The following is a 17,913-nucleotide window of genomic DNA, read 5'->3' on the forward strand; positions in this document are numbered from 1 at the left end:
CGCACGTCGCGTGGTGACATCTTCAATGTCCAACAGAAGAGTTGTGTGAGAATTGCCTTCGTAGAACACCTTGCGGGCATTCAGCAGCATCGTACGCTTCCCGATCCCAGGAAACTGATGTTCTACCTCGTAGTCGTCCATCACGCCGTGTTCTGGAACGATCCTTTCCAGCAGTATCCTGAGTCCGGGAATGTCCCATTGACCGTCGCCCAATCTATAGAGCAACTGGCCTTGAGTAATGCTCGGAATGACCTGGAACGTCGAATAGAATGAGCGATTAGCAGCGAGTACGCGAAGGTCCTTGTCGAGTACGAGAAGAGGTTCCCGGACGGTGTCGACGATAGCCTGCGCAAACGTTCCTGCTGACTTATTGAGCGGCGCCAATATTTAATACTTGCCGCCCAGAGACCCATCCGAGGGTTGGTCGAGATCGGGCTGAAGGTGATGAATAGGCGGACATGATCAAGCCCGCGATGGGATGGCGCACTGGCTCATCATCGCGGGAGCCGTGCTGGTAGTCGTCGGCCTCATTGGCCTTGTGATCAGCCGCAGGCGTCGGGCCGATATCCGAGACGAACCAGCCACCGAGCCGCGCCCCGAATTGTCACCGCTCCCGGACCTTCTTGGCTCCAGGCCACGAGACAGCCGACGTAGAAAGCCAGCGGAGCCCCAGGCGGATTGAGCCGCCCAAGCCCCTTGCTTACGGGCAAGCGCGGCGCCGACGTCCGCCAAACTTCAATTGGGACGCCAAGGAACCGATCGGCGGAATGGGGTATCGGGTGCTATCGATGCCCTGCAGGGAAACCTAATCCCAAATATCCATCGCCCCGAAGAATTCCGGTGTCCATCATCCCCGTTTGGGGCGGTGCGGTCCCAGGGAGTGACAACCATGGTGCAGAACATCGTCGCCGGACTTGTCGTAGTGGCTTTGATTGTGATCGGTTCGCTTAGCTATACCCAGAAGCACCATCACTGTGGGCAGGGGTACGTGTTCAAACATTGGCGTGCGCACGCGCTCAAGAAAACCCAAGAGACCTGCGGATCAATGAGCCCTTCAATTTAGCTCACTACCATGCCGCAACGGCTGGGACGGGTTGGCAACGCAGCCTGGTACGATATCTCGGCACACCTCAATGCACCGCGTGCGGCCAGGTCGGCTGGTCGACACGCGGCTCGACTGGGGTGAGGTGATCAATTTCGCCAAGGGCGTCTCGGGCGGAGCGTCCTTCAAGTGCCACCTTCTGAGCCGACAGTACGAGGTCGGTCTCGCCCGTCCTTATCCAGCACCACGCAAAGTAATCGCCCCGTGTCGCTTTTGTCACATTTGGCAAAGAAACGACCGCACGAGCACCAGCGATAATTGCCCTGTAGCCGTCAGAGGGTAAGGGTGTTCGTGCTCAGCTACCCATCTCGGAGATCACGATGTTGAAGTTTCTGGTTGTTGGAGTTGCTACTTTCGGTTTCGTGGCTGCTGCCAGTGCGGCCGACCTCCCTCGTCCGCAGCCGGTCACCGAACAGGCTCCGATTGGCAAGATGCCAATTGGCAAATATCCGGTTGGCAAGTACCCAGTCGGAAAATACCCGGTTGGAAAAGCTCCTGCTCCGATCGTAACGAAGGGCTAGCTCGAAGATCGCCCAGGCAGCGTCCCCTTTCAGTTTTCGCTGAAGGCCGCTGCTCGGTGCGTTTTGCCCTAGCGGCTAGGGGCGGGTTGCTGCTTTCGGCCGCACCTCCGTGAACGCCCAGACCAACGCGGCAACCCATCCCCAGAAGGTCCAGCCCAAGAAAATGTTCATGACTACTATCGCCGCGGTGTTTTGGTGCCCTCGGCCGGAAGCCACAAAGCTGGGTATGAAATAGGCAGCGATTATCATCCCGATAATTATGAGACCCAGAAATGCAGAGCCGCCACCGTCATGCATTGGAATGCCCCCTAAATCAATCTAATCTAGCAGGGGTTGAGCCCCGTGCCCCCTTCGCGCAGGTTGCTTTTTGCTCCGTAAAACCACGGCTTTACTCTGTCGCCCAACGGGGTTCAGCGCGGAAATAGGCCAAACTGGCTGACCTTCATATTTTGATGCGAGCTTTCGAGCGGAATATATAATGGGCATGCTTCATGACGACTCTCGGCCTCGGCGTGTTTCCCGCTCGCTGGGGCCATTCTTTGCGTAGGGCCGCCGCGGATCGCCCGTCCCCTCCGCCAGCTACTGCTATATTATCCTGGTGGACTCTTTCTCCGCCCCACCGTCATAGTCGGGCGACCATTGACCAAGTCGTTATAGGCGGGTGCGGGCTTGCCCGATAGCTCTAGCGGCTTCCCACCCCCGCGGATCGGCGCGATCATGGACAATGGGATCCAAGTCTCGCGAGTATATGTTCGGCGCGACGGTCCGGCACCTGGCCGAGCGGGCCAAGGAAGCCCGGCTGGAGGCCGACGCCGTCGCCTGCCAAGCTTGGAACGCCCGCATGCTCGCCTTCCAGGGACCGGCCCAGCCCTCCCCTGCGCTCGGCGACGCGCTCAACGCCGGCTATCGCTACCTCGAGGTGAAGTGCCTCGGCTGCGAGACCCACCAGACGGTCGCGCTGGACATCGTGCGGCGGCCGAAGTGGACGCCGATCCAATAAGATCTCGGCCATGAACCCGCCGTCGACGTGGTGGCCAGGAGAGCGGTGAAATTGTGTGGTTTCAGGCCTTCATGCGGGCGCGATGCCTCCTTAGGTCAAGTCGAAGAAGTAGACCCCCGTCGAGAAAGCTGGACCATAAATCTATGACCGATACCACCGCCGAAACGGCGCGGCTCATGAAGGTAGCTGAGGCAATCGTCCGCGAACTGGATCGTCAGGGCGTTGCGGATGCCGTGGCCGACCTAGGCTTTGACGTGATGGAGATGACCAGGGTGGTGATCCGCGCGGCCGATGGGGATGTGGTCCCGTTCCGAAGACCGCAGAACTGATCGCTTTCTCGAGCGCGGGGCCTACCGTTTTGTCGAGGGTGTCGTTCCCAACGACTTCTTGATTGCTGACCCGAGCCGACCCTCAACTCGCTTCCGGTTATTGCCGACCTTTTTTATGGCCTTTTTCACCGTCGCTGCCGACTTCCCGCTTTTACTCGCTTCGTAGCGCACCTCGTAATCTTGTCCTCCGGCGACGCGGGCTCGATCCTGCTTACGCCCGCGGGCGCCATTCGTTGCTTTCTTTGCCATTGAAGTCTCCCAATTCCAACGGAGGCCAAACGCCAAGTACGATCCGCGGGTTCCTCGCAGGCTCTACTGCGCCCGGAACGAATCGTGCTGCGGTCGCTTGAAATCCCGGTTCTGTTGCGTGGAGTTGTTTTATGCGTAAATCGAATTGGACGCCTTCGATTGTCCCGAGTGATGACCAAACGGTTTACCTCGTCGCAGACGACTTCGGCCGGATAGGTCGCGCCTGGCGGGAGGCCGATCTTGAGACTGCGGACCTCGAGACGGTCATTCAGGACCTGATGGCCGGCGAGTATGCAAACCCAATCAGGGTCGCCGCCTTCAATACGTCAGAGCGGTGGTCTGACGACGTCTCGGAGGACGTCGCACGCGAGATCCAGCGACGCTGTGACCTGCAGCTGACCGATGTGCCAGCACATCTGCGGGATTTCATTGATCGCCATATGGGCCGGGACCAGAAGCAGCTTGTACTCCGACTGGTCTAGGCATGCCCTTCCAGCGTAGAAAGCCTGAGGCGATCGGGACCAAGGCGCTTTTAGGCTTCCTGTTTTTGATCGTCCCTGTTGGCATGCTAGCATGTCCGGAGGCCATCCGCCGGCAGGTCGGACTGAAGGCGGAGAAGTAAGCGCGGCTGCAGCATCTTGGAATACTGGTGGCCCGATAGCGTCCGCCTCTCCGACCTCGAGGGCCGCTTCACCTGCAAAACTTGCGGTCGCCGGGGCGCCGATGTTAGGCCGCAGTTTCCGCAGGCGGGAATGGGAACTGGTAAATGATCGACAAGATTGGCGTTGCGCGAGCTCAATTGCTAACTGCCATGGATCTATTCTTGAGAGATAAAGATCCGATCGGCGTGCACAGTTTGGCTTGCGGTGGTGGCGAACTGATCGAGGGGCTTGCACAGGCGAGCGGCAGGGAGCCTTTCTCTACCCACATTTTGCAAACCCAGCCACACCTAGACCAAATTAAGATTCGCCGCCTCAGAAATAAGTACTGGAACGCATTCAAGCACTTCTACGATCTCAAGGGAAACCAGCGAGAAGACGAGGAAATACTCCCTGATTTTGACGACACCAAGAACAGCAAAATGGGCCTATTCGATCAACTCGCCGGCGCGAGCCGAGCAGAATCAGTGGGACCCTCAATGCGAGGCAACCTGCGGACCGCGATTGCACCGGTCCGCACGTCCGTAACGCCGATCAGCTTTCAGAAGTGACGTCCACGACCGCTTCGGCGAAGGCTTGCGGGGCTTCCTGCGGCAGATTGTGCCCGATGCCCCCCTTGATAGTCCGGTGCTCATACTTGCCCGAGAATTTCTTGGCGTAGGAACTCGGCTCCGGGTGTGGCGCACCATTGGCATCGCCCTCCATGGTGATGGTAGGCACCGTGATGACCGGAGATTCCGCAAGTCGCTTGTCCAGATCTTCGTATTGCGGCTCGCCCTTGGCCAAGCCGATTCGCCAGCGATAATTGTGGATCGCGATGGCGACCTGGTCCGGATTGTCCAGGGACGCTGCCGAGCGATCAAACGTGGCATCGTCGAAGTCCCATTTTGGCGAAGCGAGCTTCCAGATGAGCTTTGCAAAATCGTGTCGGTATTTGTCGTAGCCGGCCCGGCCGTTTTCCGTGGCGAAGTAATATTGGTACCACCATGCGAGCTCAGCCCTTGGCGGCAATGGCGCCATGCTAGGGCTGCCGATCAAATAACCACTCACGGAGACCATGGCCTTGCAGCGCTCCGGCCAGACCGCCCCGATGATGTTGGCCGTCCGCGCGCCCCAATCAAAGCCGGCGAGGGTCGCCCTCTTGATCTTGAGCGAATCCATGAGCGCGATGATATCGAGCGCCACGGCCGCTTGCTGGCCATTCCGGAGCGTTTCACTTGAAAGAAAGCGCGTCGGACCATAGCCGCGCAGATAGGGTACGATCACCCGATAGCCGGCCTGCGCCAGCAAGGGTGCGACATCGACAAAGCTGTGAATGTCGTAGGGCCAGCCGTGCAAAAGCAGCACTGGCGGACCATCGGCGGGGCCGGCTTCGGCGTAGCCGACATTGAGCAGACCGGCATCGACCTGCTTCAGCGGACCGAACGAAGTGCGCGATTCAGGCTTGACCGAGGGCAATTTTACCTTGGCAGGCTGCGCGCCTACCGCGCCGATCATGCCGAGCTGGGCGGCGGCGACGGCTAAGGCAGCGGCACCTACAAAGTGGCGGCGACGATGGTCGATGCCTTGAGATGTTCTGATCTTATCCATGAAAAGTCTCCAAATTCGATGCTCCGCACCTGGATCGAGAGGGCGGCCTTGGCAGACGCCGATGTCCTTGGCTCAGCATATCGCCGGATTATCGGCGTAGTCGCAAACGCCGCCGGGCTGATGTTGACGGGCTGTACTGGATTCCCAGGCGATGCGGGTATGGCCGTAAATCAAGTGGCCAGTGGTGGAGTAGGCACTCGCATTGCCTTTCAGTGCGACGTGTCGTCCGGCCATGGAATTCTCGTGTGCCACGGCGGACGTCGTGAGCATGGCGATCGCGATCAGTCCCGCCGACAAGAGTTTGATTGTAGTCATTGAGCTTCTCCTTTTCGATTCCGACGCCACCAGGCTAGAGCCGTCCAATCAACCTATCAAACTTATTGTTTATGTCGTTTCAATCGATATAATCACTTAATCAAACCGGTTATCGATAATGACTTGTGTCACGCTGATCAAACTTCCGGGGTGACGGGCAATGACCTTAGAACAGCTTCGCATTTTCATCGCAGTCGCGGAGAAGCAGCACGTGACTCAAGCGGCGAGCGGACTCAATTTGACTCAATCAGCAACGAGCGCCGCGATCGCAGCACTCGAGGCGCGGTACGGAATCAAGCTGTTCGACCGTGTCGGCCGCGGGATCGTACTGACCCAGACCGGCCGGGATTTCCTCAATGAAGCACGCGGGGTCATGACGCGCGCCAAGGCCGCTGCGCAGGTCCTGGACGATTTGGCTGGCCTCAAGCGTGGCTCGTTGAGCCTGGCTGCGAGCCAGACCATTGCAAACTATTGGCTTCCACCACGCGCCGAAACTTTTCGGAAGGCTTATCCGGGCATCGATCTGCATGTGACGATGGCAAATACCGAGAACGTTGCCCAAGCGGTGTATCGAGGAGACGCGGACCTTGGCTTTGTTGAAGGCGAGGTTGATGATCCCGCGCTGGCTGTCCAGAAAATGAAAGGCGACTCGTTGGCCGTGGTCGTCGGACCGGGCCATCCGTGGATCGGCAAGGCACGCATTGCACCAAAGCTCTTCACAGAAGCAAGGTGGATTTTGCGTGAGCCAGGCTCGGGCACCAGGTCAATGTTCGAGGCCGCGCTCAAGAAATTGGGGCTCAAATTATCAGATCTCAATGTCCAGCTCGAGTTGCCGTCGAACGAAGCTGTATGTTCGGCTGTGGAGTCCGGAGACTGCGCGGCGGCAATTTCGGATTTGGTCGTAGCACGGTCGCTGGCTGCAGGGGCACTTTATCGCGTCAAGGTCGAGCTGCCGACGCGCTCGTTTTTCGTCCTAAAACATAAGGAGCGCCATGCGAGCCACGCGGAGAGAGCGTTACTCTCCGTTTTCCAGATGTAAGGTCACCTTCATTGTTGGGACGGTATCGGCTTTGGGGCCAAGGGCAAACTCACGCGCTGCAGCCATACGTCGACGTGCCACGACTCATTCCTTTTGGATTTGAACGGGAGTTCCGTGGGTCCCGGGAGTGCCGGGAAGGATCACAAGGTAGCGACGCGGGGCCTTGTCCTCGCTGCGCACTAACTGGCGGATTGGTCCGATTGCATTCACGACGGCTGCGCCCGCAGGGTTGGTCATGAAGCCTTGCAGTGGTTCGAGAACGCCAGTGCCCGACGGCTCACTCGCAAGCGCAAGCAGATATGGCTTTCCCGGTTCGAGACCAGTGACGGCGGCCTCCAGGATCTGCACCAAGCCCTGGTCGGATAGCGAAACGCTGGTTGGCGCTTTTGCCTCCTTGTTTGCGCCGGGTGGCACCAGCGACAGTTCCGTCGACTGACCGGCGATGCCGAGCGGCTGCAGATTATTGGTTCCAAGACCTTCGGGCGCGACCGTCATCCTCGTCATCGCTTCGTTGAGGCCGCCGCTCATCGCGGGTACGGCATCCGGCACGTAGACGAGGGCTTGCGGAGCTTGGCCGACGGGACTCGTCGCGATGACCTGGTTCGTCAGTGTGTCAATTACGGCTACTTTGTCCTCATTTTCAAGCCCAACATAGACTCGCGTGCCGTCCCCGGACGGCCAGATTCCGTGTGGCAACTTGCCGACAGGAATGGTCGCGACCTGCTCGAAATCGTCGGTACGAAACACTTTAATCTCGTTGAGGCCGCCGATCGTGACGTAGGCAAACATGCCTTTGGCGTTACGCACGATATTGACGTGGTTGGTGATCGGACCGGTGTCGAGGGTCTTCAGGAGCGTGAACGGCGGTTGCGCGTCGAACACCTGGGTCTTGCCTGTGTCCTTCAGGGTAAACCAGACCTGCTTGCTGTCCGGCGTCGCGGCGATGTTGGGACAGAACGGGCTTGCCTGCGGAACCCTGCCGACAATTCTGTGATCGGCGACGGTGACGACCTCGGTCTCCGGTGTAAACGAGGAGCAGACGTAGCCGTATTTGCCGTCGGGCGAGAAACTCGTCATACCCGGACCGTTGGGAACGACGATCCTCCCCTTTTCCTCGTAAGTCGTGCCGTCGAGTACAGAAACGTAGTTCTCGCCGCGGACGGTGACCCACACTTCCTTGCCATCCATTGTATAGAACGCTTCGTGTGGGGAGCGTCCAAGATAGGTAACGTGCTTCACGCTATTGGTCGCCGTATCGATGAAGTTCACGGCATTCGAGCCAACTGCGACAACCGCGATGGTGCGATGATCAGGGGAAAACCCCATGCCGTGCACCAACAACTGACCTTTGTAGAGCGGACTGAGATTGGCAGGCAACGAATCGCCAAGGCGGATGGTGCCAACAAGCCTGTTGTCGACGGGATCAGTGACCGAGACAGTGTTCGAGTACTGTTCGGCGGAGTAGACGCGATCTTGATGGCCGATCGGAATATCGGGGTCGGATGCGGCCGCGGGAGCCTGTCCTGCGAAGGCATGGCGGACACCGACAAGACCTATCGCAACCAGCAGAACGGCCAGTATGACCTTGCGTCGCATATCACGGCTCCTTCACCAAGGTTGCATTATCAAGTTTCGAATCGTTCATTGCCGCAGGCGGAAAATGATCAGGCGATGGTACGGAGGGTGGCAAGGCTTGACCAAGCGACAGCCGCATTGCAGTGATCTCCTGCAGCTGGGTGACTATGATTTCCTGAGCCATACGCCGGAGCGGTTCATTACGTCCGTAACGCAATTCAGCCTGCGCCATCTCGATGGCACCCTGATGGTGCGGCACCATCATCGCCACAAAATCGGCGTCGACATCGCCTGACGGCCTAATACCCATGTCGATCATCATCTTTGTCATCGCGCTGACATTTTCGGCGAGGTACGGAGCCTCCGCGGTAGACGCGGAACCAAATGTGTTCGCGCAGATCGCTGAGAAGTAGTCAGCGAGCGATTGCCGGCTGACCGAATGGACAGTCAGATATGCTGTCGCGGCAACGGCGCCGACCGCTATCGCTGCCCCATGTGAGATGATTGATATGCGAAAGGCTGACGACATGGCTTCCCCCGCGTGCGGTAGTGCCAGACCGGCTAAACCGACAAGCAACGCTGCAAGTAAGGCAGTCAATGGCCCAGGCGGTCGGTGCCCGAATAATGATAGCACATCACGACGTGACCGCTGGCTGCTGCAGTGCGAGATTTCGATCGGGCTTATGACCGCCTTGGGTCCAAAAAGCGTCGGCGTAGCGCCCGGCTGAAAACTTCCGGTCCGTCCCTGCGACCGGACGTGTGGCGCTACCGCGTAGGCGGCAGCGATGGGCCAATAAGCGACATCAACGGGCGGCCTCAACTCAACAACTGGCGCAGTTAGGCGATGAGATTCTGAGGGCGTTCTTCCTGCAAGAAATGACCGCAATCGAGAGCTCTTCCGGTCACAGACATCCCACAGGACCCGACAACGGCCAATGCGCGCCGACGCCGCTGCGATATTCGCTGGTCTCGGTGATGTTGTCGGTGCTGATGGTGACCAGCCGGCAGTATCCAACCTCCATCTCGCGATAAAGCTGCAGCAGTCCCTCAGCCTGCCTGCGATCCTTCGGGCAGAAGCTGCCACGGCTCAGGACCACAATCATCGGGTCCTGGCCTTGCAGCTTTGAGAGTTTCCGATGCTTCGCCGTGTGGTCAGAAAGCTCGTAGTCAGGAAAGCTCGCTCCCGGTACCATATCAGAGACCGCATGTGAACGCTCTCCGAGTGGTGCCTGCATCTAGACCGGCTGCTTCAACGTGGCGGCGTCGATCGGCATCTTGCGCAGGCGCTTGCCGGTCGCGGCAAAGACCGCATTGGCGATAGCGGGGACGATTGCCGATGTCCCGGTCTCGCCCATGCCGCCTGGTGGCTCTGAACTCTTGACAATGTGCACCTCGATGGCCGGCGCATCGTCGATGCGAAGCATCTGGTAACTATCAAAGTTCGATTGTTGCACCCGTCCGTTCCTGAGCGTGATTTCGCCATACAACGCCGCTGTGGCGCCGAAGGTGATACCGCCCTGGATCTGCGCCTGCACCGTGTCGGGATTAACGACCGTGCCAATGTCGGCAGCGCAGACCACGCGCCGCACGCGGACCGTTCCCGTTTTCGAGACCTCGACTTCTGCCACCAGCGCCATGTAGCTGCCGAACACATTCTGGAGCGAGACGCCGAGGCCGCTTCGCTTGGGTAGGGTTTTTCCCCAGCCGGCCTTTTCAGCGGCAAGGTCGAGGACCGCCCTGGCGCGCGGTGATTTGTCGAGCAGCGCCCGGCGATATGCGACCGGGTCCTGCTTTGCCGCTGCCGCCATCTCGTCGATAAAGCTTTCGGTCACGAACACATTGTGCGAGGGGCCGACGCTGCGCCAGAACCCGGTCGGAACGCCCGGCGGCTCGACGCGCACGAATTCCACATGGAAATTCGGGAAATCGTAGACCAGATCGATCGCACCTTCGGTCGAGTCGGGATCCAGGCCGCCCTTGTACGCCGGAGGCAGCCAACGCGCGATCACCGAGGAGCCAGCATAGCGATTGCTCCAGGCCACAGGCGCGCCTTGTGCGTCGAGACCCGCTGCGATCCGGTCGTACCAATAGGGCCGATACATGCCGTGCTGGGTGTCCTCTTCGCGGGTCCAGACCACCTTGACCGGGCCGTCGACGTGCTTGGCGATCTCGACGGCGCGGACTGCACCATCGGCTTCCAGTCGCCGGCCGAAGCCTCCGCCGATGAGATGATTATTGACAATGACCTTCTCCGGCGGAAGGCCAGCCGCTTTCGCGGCCATCGCCTGGACGCGCGCAACCGCCTGGCTACCGATCCAGATTTCGCACTCGTTCTTGCGGAAATGCACCGTGCAGTTCATAGGCTCCATCGTGGCGTGTGCAAGGAACGGCACTTGATAGGTTGCTTCCACCCTAGTGGCGGCGCTCGCCATGGCCTTGTCGACGTCGCCGATATTCTGGGCCACAGCGCCAGATTTGACCGTTGCCTGCTCGAGTTCGCGCGCGATGTCGTCCGTTGTGAGTCCGGCGTGCGGCCCCTCATCCCATTCGAGCTTCAGCGCAGCCAGGCCCTTTTTCGCCGCCCCCATATGATCGGCCACGACTGCAACGGCGTCGGCGAGCCGAACAACCTGGCGTACCCCGTTGACGGCCTTCGCCGCGGCATCGTCGACACTCTTCAAGCGGCCACCGAAAACGGGCGATTGCGCGAGGGTCGCAATCTTCACCCCGGGCGGGCGCGCATCGATACCATAGGCCGCTGTTCCGTTGACCTTGTCAGGTGCATCGAGCCGCTTGACCGGCTTGCCGATCAGTTTGAATTCGTCAGGCGCCTTGAGTGCAACGCCAGCGGGGACGGGCATGTTCGCGGCCGCGTCGACCAGCTCCCCATACTTGAGACGCCGCCCGGTCGACGCATGAATGACCTCTCCGTCCTCAGCACGGCAGGATGTCACATCGGCACCCCAGCGCTTGGCAGCGGCCTCGATCAACATCATCCTCGCTGTGGCTCCGGCCTCGCGCAGCGGCTTCCAGGCGCCGCGCATTGCGTTCGAATTGCCGGTCGCCTGCACGCCTAGCATCGGGTTCGCATAGAGCCTTTCGTCTGGTGGCGCGTGCTCTAGACGAACCTGTTTCAGGCTCACCTGGAGTTCTTCGGCGATCAGCATGGAGATCGAGGTATAGGTGCCCTGTCCCATTTCCACGTAAGGCATGGTCAGGACGATCTCACCGTCGCTGCCAATACGGATGAACGCATTTGGCGCGAACCCGCCGGATTGTGCGGCTTTGCCAGACCCAAACGGCAAGCTCAGGCTCAGCCCCATCAGGCCGCCGCCGACGGCGGCACTCGAGACCAGGAAGCTCCGGCGCGACAGCTTGTCGCCTTCAATGCGGGAAGTGCTGCGACCGAGGATCATGGCTAACCTTCCTTCCCGCTGGCTTGCGCAGCGAGCTTGATCGCCTCGCGGATACGCACATAGGTCCCGCAGCGGCAAATGTTGCCGCTCATCGCTTCATCGATATCGGCGTCCGTCGGCTTCGGCTTGCTTGCCAATAGCGCCGACGCGGACATGATCTGCCCGGACTGGCAGTAGCCGCATTGCGCGACCTCATGGTCGAGCCAGGCCTTTTGGATCTTCGCGCCGGCAACCGTCCCACCAATTGCTTCGATGGTCGTCACCTCCGACTTGCCGATGCCGTCGATCGGCGTCTGACAAGAGCGCGTGGCGACGCCGTTGATATGCACGGTGCACGCGCCGCACAGCGCCATGCCGCAGCCGAATTTCGTTCCCGTCATGCCGAGGACGTCGCGCAACACCCATAGCAGCGGCGTGTCGCCGTCGACGTCGAGATTGTGGGAGTTTCCGTTGACTTTGATGGTAAAGGCCATGATGCCACTCCCTCCCTTCCGCTTGCCCTTCCCGCGACATCTCGCGAGATTGAGATTAGATGGCTGCGTTTCCACGCATCACCATCGGCTGTCAGCCACCAAGGTGACCGATGTGATATCCGAGCCGGTTCTCAACATCGCCCGGTTGATGGAAGCCGCGCTCCAGCAGCTTCTTGATCCGGTTTTGGCTGGCGGGACGTTGAACAGATGCAAGGAAGGCGTCCCATTCGGGCGCGATGTCTGCATCTGCCGGCAAGCTCGCCAGATTGACCAGCCGCTTGATGTCGGCGATTCCCTGCTTGTCGAATGAGGCAATTCGCCTCGCCAGAGCATCGACAAAGCCGCCGAGCTCCGCGTCAGGCAGCGCGCGATTGACATAACCGTAGCGCTCTGCGAGGTCGCCGTTGATATCGTCGGCTCCGAGCAGCACCTCTAGCGCACGACCGCGGCCGATCAGGCGGGGCAACCGTGCAAGCGGTCCGCCACCAGGCACCAGGCCGGCACCAAGCTCCCACTGCGATAGCAGGGCCTTCTCGCGGCTGGCGAAACGCATGTCGCTTGCCAGCGCCAATTCGCTTCCAACACCTGTCGCGCGGCCCCGGATCATAGCAATGGACGCAACCGGAGCCCGGCTGAGACGGGCCAGAATGTCGGGAAGCGCTTGCAGGCCCGTCTTTCCCGGCGGCAGGCTCGTCGATGCCTCGAGCGGCGCGAAGAAATCATAGTGGGTCAAGAAGAAGCCCTCGACCGCGCTGTCGAACACGACGACCCTCACTTGCGGATCGCTTTCCAACGCTGAGACGACCTCGTTCAATTGCGGAATGGCGTCCGGCCCGAAGATGTTGAGTGGCGGATGATCAAACGTCACACGCCAGTACGTCGGCAGACAGCGTTCAAGCCATATCTGCTGGTTGGACAAGGTCACTTCCCTGGGATTCATGGTGAACTCCTCAGATTTGCCGAACAGTGACGCACGCTTCGGACGCGCAACCCATGGTTACCCGTTGATTGGAACAGATCGCTCTTTGGAGCGCTCCGACGACGTCGCCCCGAGCTCACCCGTCATAAACTGGGCTCGCCCATTGCCGAACGACCAATCCTCATCCGAGTTGGTGACTATCGACTCGACGACGTCGGACGGCTCGATGTCACACTCCTCCTGCAGGCTCTCGCACAATGATAGAAAACTTCCTTGGCCAGTCTCTCCCGAGGGCGGGTCACAATCTGCAGCACGACGCGATTCTTCGTGCGCTCGATTCCAAGTCAAATGTCTTCGACGACAAGATGGCACGGCGGATGCTCGTTCACGATCTGGTAGCGATCGCGTTCGGGAATCTGGAAGGCCGCCACCAACGCGCGGTGCGTGGCGTCCAGCACGTTGCAGTATGGGCAAAGACACCCTTATTGACCCATTCGATAGTGTCGGCTGATTTTGCCGACGCCTCAGCCGGCTTGATCTCCAGGTTCTCCATAACGATCTGGATCGTTGCGCTGCAAATCCCCGGCGACTTCATGGTCGGCCTTCCCAGCCGCCGCATTGCTCGCTTCCTCGATCAGCATAACGATCTCATTGGGGCGAGTTGCAACCGAAGCGTGACTCGTCTGCAACGAAATGGTCGCCCTTGCCTCGATTCGTTGCGCCATCCATTTCTCGGTCTCGACGGGAATCAGCCGGTCGTCGGCCGAGATCTGGTACCAGCTCGGCTTCACTTTCCACGCCGGTGGTCCCGACTTCTCTTCGAAACAACGCTCCGCCGTCGGCTTCTGCGTGAGGGCCCATACCAGCGATTCCGTTTCGTCGTCTAAATCGTGGCAGAAGGTTTCGCGAAACTTCTCGGGCGCGATCCATAGAAACCCATAATTGTCCTGACGGATGTTGGCCGCTCCCTCAGGCAGTGCTCGCCGCGCTAGGAGATCATTCAGGCTCTCGCCTTCGTCGAGAGCGGGCCCTGCCAAATAAACCAGGCCGACGACATTTGGTGCCCGGCCGGCCCCCGTGATGACTGCGCAACCATAGGCATGCCCGACTAATAGAGTGGGAGCATCCTGCGCTGCGACTAGCTTGCTCGTGCGGTCGATATCGTCGGCCAACGAGGTGAGGGGGATTTGCGCTGCGAAGACGCGGTATCCCTTTTCATGCAGGCGGGGAATGACATGCCGCCAATGTGAAGCGTCGCCCCAGGCGCCGTGCACTAGAACGATGTTGGGTTTGATGGCTCGACCCACAGCGGGTTCCTGCTTTCTGGTGCGAGACGCTAACGACGCCTTGCATCTTTTCAAGTACCGGGCCCTCGATCCTGATGGCGCAGGGCGTATCGCATCGACAAAATCAAAGCTGCGATATGCCGCCATCGACGGCCAACTCCGATCCGGTCATGAACGCCGAATCGTCGCTCGCGAGAAACAGCTCTGCCTAGGCGATTTCCCCGGCCTCCGCCGAAGCGATGGAGCGGGATCTGGCGAACAACACGTCGATACGGCCGAACTTTTCGCTGATCTGCTTGATTCATTGTTTTCAATCTCGGCGGGCTTCCTCACGTCGCCTCGGAGCGCGGTGACGCGATTACCGAGCAGGCTTGCTGCGGATTGCAACCGGGTCGGATTTTGCCCGACGATGATGACCCGTTGCACCCTTCCTCTCGAAACAACTTCGCGGCTTCAAGTCCGATACCGGAGATTCCGCCGGTAAGGGCGACGATCTTGTTCGAGAGTTTCGTGACCTTTCCCCTGGTCTCAAGGGGTGGCTTCGCTATGGCCGCTCTGCTGTTTTTTTCATGCAACGTTCACGAAGTCTCCCGGTCTCACTCCGTCATAGAACGCCTTCATTTTCTCGGCGATGTAGGCCAAGGAATCCTCGAGGGCGAAGTGACCGGAATTCAATCGATGCATTTCGGCATTGGGAAGATCCTTGAGGTAGAGCTCGCCGCCATCCCGCGTGAAGAAGATGTCGTCCTGCCCCCAGAAAATGATGGTCTTCGGCTGATGTTTTCTTAGGAACGTCTGCCACTGCGCGTAGAGTTCGACGTTCGTTTGGTAGTCGTAGAAGAGATCAAGTTGGACCCGCCGCGCATGCGGCCGATCGAGGTAGTGCAGATCCATGTTCCAGTTGTCCGGGCTGATCAGCTCCGGTCTGCGATGGCCGTGGGTGTAGACGAGCTTGACCGTATCGGCCTGCAGGAAGGCTTCAAGCGGCTTTTCGTTCTCGGGCGTGCGACCCTTCCAATACGCGCCGCGCATACCATCCCACGCGGCGGTAAAGCCGGCTTCGTAGGCGTTGGTGTTCTGAATGATCAGCCATTCCAGCCAGTCTGGCCGCCTTGTGACGATGCGGAAGCCGACCGGGCCTCCATAGTCCTGGGCGTATAGTCCGAAGCGGGTAAAGCCGGCCTTGGCGAGGAGCGCTTCGATGATCTCGGATATCTTGTCGAAGGTGTAGATAAACGTCGCCGGATTGGGCATGTCTGAGTTGCCAAATCCGGGATAGTCCGGCGCGATCACATGAAACCGGTCGGCGAGCGCCGTGATCAGATTACGATACTGGTGCGACGACGCCGGAAAGCCGTGCAGGAGGACAAGCTTCGGCGCGGCTTCGTTGCCCGCCTCGCGATAGAAGATGTTGAGACCGTCGATAGTGATGTTTTTGAACAGCATGGTCGATCTCCGTGGGGATTTTGGCGACCTTAGCGATTGGCGCTCACCCGTGGGGCGATCTTGGCCACGCCTTCTTGCGCGCACACCTCGTCCCGATCGCCGCCTGGTGCTCCGCCGACACCGAGCCCGGCTACGATCTCGTTGCCGCGCTTGATCGCCACCCCTCCAGCAAGGGCAATGATGTCGGGGAGGTTGAAAAGCGCCGAGTTGGCGCCAGCTGGATTTTTGCTGACGGTTTCGGCAAAGACGCTCGTTCGGTCGAAACCGAAGATCGGCCCCATGGTCACCACCGTGTAGGCCTTGCGGAAGGCGGAATCCTTGGTGTGGATGGTGCTGTGGTCGCCTTTGAGATGCACTCTGACGACGCCGGAGCTGTCCACTACGAACGCCGAGACCGGCCATCCGTTGGCCTCACAGGCATCAATCGCGGTGGTTGCCGCATCCACAGCGAGCGTAAGCGGCAGTGCATATCCGGATTGCGCTACTTGCGCCGCTGCATCGAACGGGAGGGTGGTTGAAACGCACGCGCTTAACGCAAAGGCCGTCCCGGATTTCATCATTTTTGCCTCCCTTGGGTCGATGGGATTCGATGGATCACGGCAGGTGCGTCGGCTCTGCAGCGAGACTAACGCCGCCGGACTGTGGCCAAAATGTCGTAGATGCGTCGTTTCCGGCCATGGCATTGTCGCTGGAGATGGCTGCTCACTCCCCCCTGCAGCCGAGTCCCGTTCGTGACGTGTCGGCCGACGTGCTCGCGGTCCGCATCGGAACACCGGACAGGCTTGCCACACCGGCCGGTGGTCCTGTCGGATTGACAATTTGTCCCGACAAGATAAGGGAGGTTGAGCGAATGAATCCGACTTATGTTCCGGCAACATTCCGTCTTGGCTCGCGGCCAAAAGCACGGCTCGTTGGAGGATTCATCATGCGTCGTATCGGCTTCATCGCGTTCCCAGATTTTCAAGTGCTGAGCCTGAGCACGCTTTCGGTCTTCGAGTGCGCGAACATGCTTGCTCGAGAGCCGCCGTACGATTTGCATGTCCTTTCCGAGACGGGAGGGCCCATCCGAACCTCCAGTGGAGTGACCCTGGAGACGGAGGCATTTGACCAGACCGACTTCGACACGTTGATCGTGCTTGGGACGCTCGTCGCCAAGCCGACATTTTCACCGGGCCTACTCGAATACGTCAGGAATGCTCCGACAAAGGCTCGCAGGATTGCGTCGATCTGCACGGGCGCGCTGGTCCTCGCGGAAGCGGGTCTGCTGGACGGCCGCCGCGTCACAACTCACTGGGCCTATGCCCGTGATCTTCAGGAACGCTTTCCGACGGTGAAGGTCGAGGAAGATCGCATCTTCATCATTGATGACTCGGTCTGGTCCTCGGCGGGGTGCACCGCCTGTGTCGACCTGGCGCTGGCCATGGTGGAGAAAGATGCCGGAAGGGAGCTGGCTCGATTGGTGGCAAAAGATCTGGTCGTTTACCACCGGCGGGCGGGCGGCCAGTCTCAATATTCCGCCCTGCTCGAGCTCGAACCCAAGTCGGACCGTATCCAGAGCGCGTTGGATTACGCCCGGCGAAATCTCCATACCACGTTGACGGTCGAGCGGCTTGCCGAAGCCGCGCATCTCAGCCCACGTCAGTTCAGTCGCGCCTTTCAGGAGGCAACGGGCCAGTCGCCGGCCAAGGTAGTTGAGAACATGCGCATCGAGACAGCGAGGGTGATGGTGGAAGACGGCCGGCATTCGATCGACGTCATTGCGCGGGAAGTAGGCTTTGGTGACCGTAACCGGATGCGCCGGGCCTTCATACGCCGGTTCGGACAGCCTCCGCGAGAGTTACGGCGTGAAGCCCGCGCGTGACCAGCGAGGGCGGCGGCGAACTCAGCCGACGCGGCGCCCGCCCCTCCCTGCCAGTATGAGATTAGTAGATCGATGCCGAGGAGATCGCAGAGGTCCTGAGCATGGTTCTCATCCTCAACCGTGTTAATGCATT

General features: G+C 59.8%; 20 protein-coding genes and 4 pseudogenes. 8 read left to right on the forward strand and 16 right to left on the reverse strand.

The genetic code is table 11. From position 1 onward, the window contains the following. Positions 1–384: pseudogene (locus H8B02_RS07080) on the reverse strand (histidine kinase); the annotation flags it as partial. 505 nt (positions 385–889) lie between these two features. On the opposite strand from H8B02_RS07080, the gene H8B02_RS07085 reads away from it, so the two are divergent. Beyond that, positions 890–1,063 (forward strand): hypothetical protein, encoded by a 174-nt coding sequence (locus H8B02_RS07085; RefSeq protein ID WP_229165581.1) that lies wholly within the window; start codon positions 890–892, stop codon positions 1,061–1,063. A 359-nt stretch (positions 1,064–1,422) separates the two neighbouring features. Beyond that, a complete protein-coding gene (locus H8B02_RS07090; protein WP_229165582.1) occupies positions 1,423–1,623 on the forward strand; it encodes a hypothetical protein in 201 nt (66 codons plus the stop codon). 75 nt (positions 1,624–1,698) lie between these two features. Here H8B02_RS07090 and H8B02_RS47955 read toward each other — a convergent pair whose 3' ends face one another. Then, positions 1,699–1,920, reverse strand: coding sequence for a superinfection immunity protein (locus tag H8B02_RS47955; protein WP_312000682.1), 222 nt, complete (start codon positions 1,918–1,920; stop codon positions 1,699–1,701). A gap of 427 nt (positions 1,921–2,347) precedes the next feature. On the opposite strand from H8B02_RS47955, the gene H8B02_RS07100 reads away from it, so the two are divergent. Both H8B02_RS07100 and H8B02_RS07105 read left to right on the forward strand, forming a co-directional pair. Beyond that, positions 2,348–2,623 carry a hypothetical protein gene (locus H8B02_RS07100; RefSeq protein WP_376711610.1) on the forward strand — a complete coding sequence of 92 codons (276 nt, stop codon included), beginning with the start codon at positions 2,348–2,350 and terminating at the stop codon, positions 2,621–2,623. A gap of 143 nt (positions 2,624–2,766) precedes the next feature. Next, a complete protein-coding gene (locus H8B02_RS07105; RefSeq protein WP_229165584.1) occupies positions 2,767–2,952 on the forward strand; it encodes a hypothetical protein in 186 nt (61 codons plus the stop codon). Between the two features lie 21 nt (positions 2,953–2,973). On the opposite strand, the gene H8B02_RS07110 is transcribed toward H8B02_RS07105, so the two are convergent. Continuing rightward, a complete protein-coding gene (locus H8B02_RS07110) occupies positions 2,974–3,201 on the reverse strand; it encodes a DUF3606 domain-containing protein (protein ID WP_229165585.1) in 228 nt (75 codons plus the stop codon). A 131-nt stretch (positions 3,202–3,332) separates the two neighbouring features. Here H8B02_RS07110 and H8B02_RS07115 point away from each other — a divergent pair, with 131 nt between their 5' ends. Together H8B02_RS07115 and H8B02_RS07120 are read left to right on the forward strand one after the other, a co-directional pair. Next, a complete protein-coding gene (locus H8B02_RS07115) occupies positions 3,333–3,683 on the forward strand; it encodes a hypothetical protein (RefSeq protein WP_229165586.1) in 351 nt (116 codons plus the stop codon). A 284-nt stretch (positions 3,684–3,967) separates the two neighbouring features. Further along, a complete protein-coding gene (locus H8B02_RS07120; RefSeq protein ID WP_229165587.1) occupies positions 3,968–4,411 on the forward strand; it encodes a hypothetical protein in 444 nt (147 codons plus the stop codon). On the opposite strand, the gene H8B02_RS07125 is transcribed toward H8B02_RS07120, so the two are convergent. Continuing rightward, complete coding sequence (locus tag H8B02_RS07125; RefSeq protein WP_229165588.1) at positions 4,395–5,450, reverse strand: alpha/beta fold hydrolase; 1,056 nt, start codon at positions 5,448–5,450, stop codon at positions 4,395–4,397. The genes H8B02_RS07120 and H8B02_RS07125 overlap by 17 nt on opposite strands. Before the next feature lie 72 nt (positions 5,451–5,522). Further along, on the reverse strand, positions 5,523–5,765 hold the full coding sequence (locus H8B02_RS07130; RefSeq protein ID WP_229165589.1) for a hypothetical protein: 243 nt from the start codon (positions 5,763–5,765) through the stop codon (positions 5,523–5,525). Between the two features lie 160 nt (positions 5,766–5,925). On the opposite strand from H8B02_RS07130, the gene H8B02_RS07135 reads away from it, so the two are divergent. Beyond that, complete coding sequence (locus tag H8B02_RS07135; RefSeq protein WP_229165590.1) at positions 5,926–6,804, forward strand: LysR family transcriptional regulator; 879 nt, start codon at positions 5,926–5,928, stop codon at positions 6,802–6,804. A gap of 84 nt (positions 6,805–6,888) precedes the next feature. Here the strand turns inward: H8B02_RS07135 and H8B02_RS07140 are convergent, their stop codons facing one another. The 11 genes and pseudogenes from H8B02_RS07140 to H8B02_RS07190 all read right to left on the reverse strand — a co-directional run bounded on the left by H8B02_RS07140 (position 6,889) and on the right by H8B02_RS07190 (position 16,479). Further along, positions 6,889–8,400 carry a YncE family protein gene (locus tag H8B02_RS07140; protein ID WP_229165591.1) on the reverse strand — a complete coding sequence of 504 codons (1,512 nt, stop codon included), beginning with the start codon at positions 8,398–8,400 and terminating at the stop codon, positions 6,889–6,891. A gap of 1 nt (position 8,401) precedes the next feature. Continuing rightward, positions 8,402–8,908 (reverse strand): DUF305 domain-containing protein, encoded by a 507-nt coding sequence (locus H8B02_RS07145; protein WP_229165592.1) that lies wholly within the window; start codon positions 8,906–8,908, stop codon positions 8,402–8,404. A 400-nt stretch (positions 8,909–9,308) separates the two neighbouring features. Beyond that, positions 9,309–9,572, reverse strand: a pseudogene (locus H8B02_RS07150) (redoxin domain-containing protein); the annotation flags it as partial. A gap of 42 nt (positions 9,573–9,614) precedes the next feature. Beyond that, on the reverse strand, positions 9,615–11,795 hold the full coding sequence (locus H8B02_RS07155) for a xanthine dehydrogenase family protein molybdopterin-binding subunit (RefSeq protein WP_229165593.1): 2,181 nt from the start codon (positions 11,793–11,795) through the stop codon (positions 9,615–9,617). 2 nt (positions 11,796–11,797) lie between these two features. Further along, entirely contained in the window at positions 11,798–12,268 is a 471-nt protein-coding gene (locus H8B02_RS07160; RefSeq protein WP_229165594.1) for a (2Fe-2S)-binding protein, read from the reverse strand. Between the two features lie 91 nt (positions 12,269–12,359). After that, positions 12,360–13,208 carry an enoyl-CoA hydratase/isomerase family protein gene (locus H8B02_RS07165; protein ID WP_229165595.1) on the reverse strand — a complete coding sequence of 283 codons (849 nt, stop codon included), beginning with the start codon at positions 13,206–13,208 and terminating at the stop codon, positions 12,360–12,362. A 57-nt stretch (positions 13,209–13,265) separates the two neighbouring features. Beyond that, positions 13,266–13,645 (reverse strand): annotated as a pseudogene (locus H8B02_RS07170) (tautomerase family protein). Continuing rightward, positions 13,645–13,740 (reverse strand): annotated as a pseudogene (locus H8B02_RS07175) (cupredoxin domain-containing protein); the annotation flags it as partial. The pseudogenes H8B02_RS07170 and H8B02_RS07175, both read right to left, overlap by 1 nt. Continuing rightward, a complete protein-coding gene (locus tag H8B02_RS07180; protein ID WP_229165596.1) occupies positions 13,712–14,494 on the reverse strand; it encodes an alpha/beta hydrolase in 783 nt (260 codons plus the stop codon). The pseudogene H8B02_RS07175 and the gene H8B02_RS07180, both read right to left, overlap by 29 nt. Before the next feature lie 546 nt (positions 14,495–15,040). Beyond that, positions 15,041–15,919 carry an alpha/beta fold hydrolase gene (locus tag H8B02_RS07185; protein WP_229165597.1) on the reverse strand — a complete coding sequence of 293 codons (879 nt, stop codon included), beginning with the start codon at positions 15,917–15,919 and terminating at the stop codon, positions 15,041–15,043. 29 nt (positions 15,920–15,948) lie between these two features. Continuing rightward, positions 15,949–16,479 carry a GlcG/HbpS family heme-binding protein gene (locus H8B02_RS07190; protein ID WP_229165598.1) on the reverse strand — a complete coding sequence of 177 codons (531 nt, stop codon included), beginning with the start codon at positions 16,477–16,479 and terminating at the stop codon, positions 15,949–15,951. A 365-nt stretch (positions 16,480–16,844) separates the two neighbouring features. On the opposite strand from H8B02_RS07190, the gene H8B02_RS07195 reads away from it, so the two are divergent. Next, positions 16,845–17,780: a GlxA family transcriptional regulator gene (locus tag H8B02_RS07195; protein WP_229165640.1), complete on the forward strand. Its 936-nt coding sequence runs from the start codon at positions 16,845–16,847 to the stop codon at positions 17,778–17,780. Positions 17,781–17,913: the final 133 nt, after the last annotated feature.

This window comes from Bradyrhizobium altum, assembly GCF_020889705.1.
Classification (GTDB): domain Bacteria; phylum Pseudomonadota; class Alphaproteobacteria; order Rhizobiales; family Xanthobacteraceae; genus Bradyrhizobium; species Bradyrhizobium altum.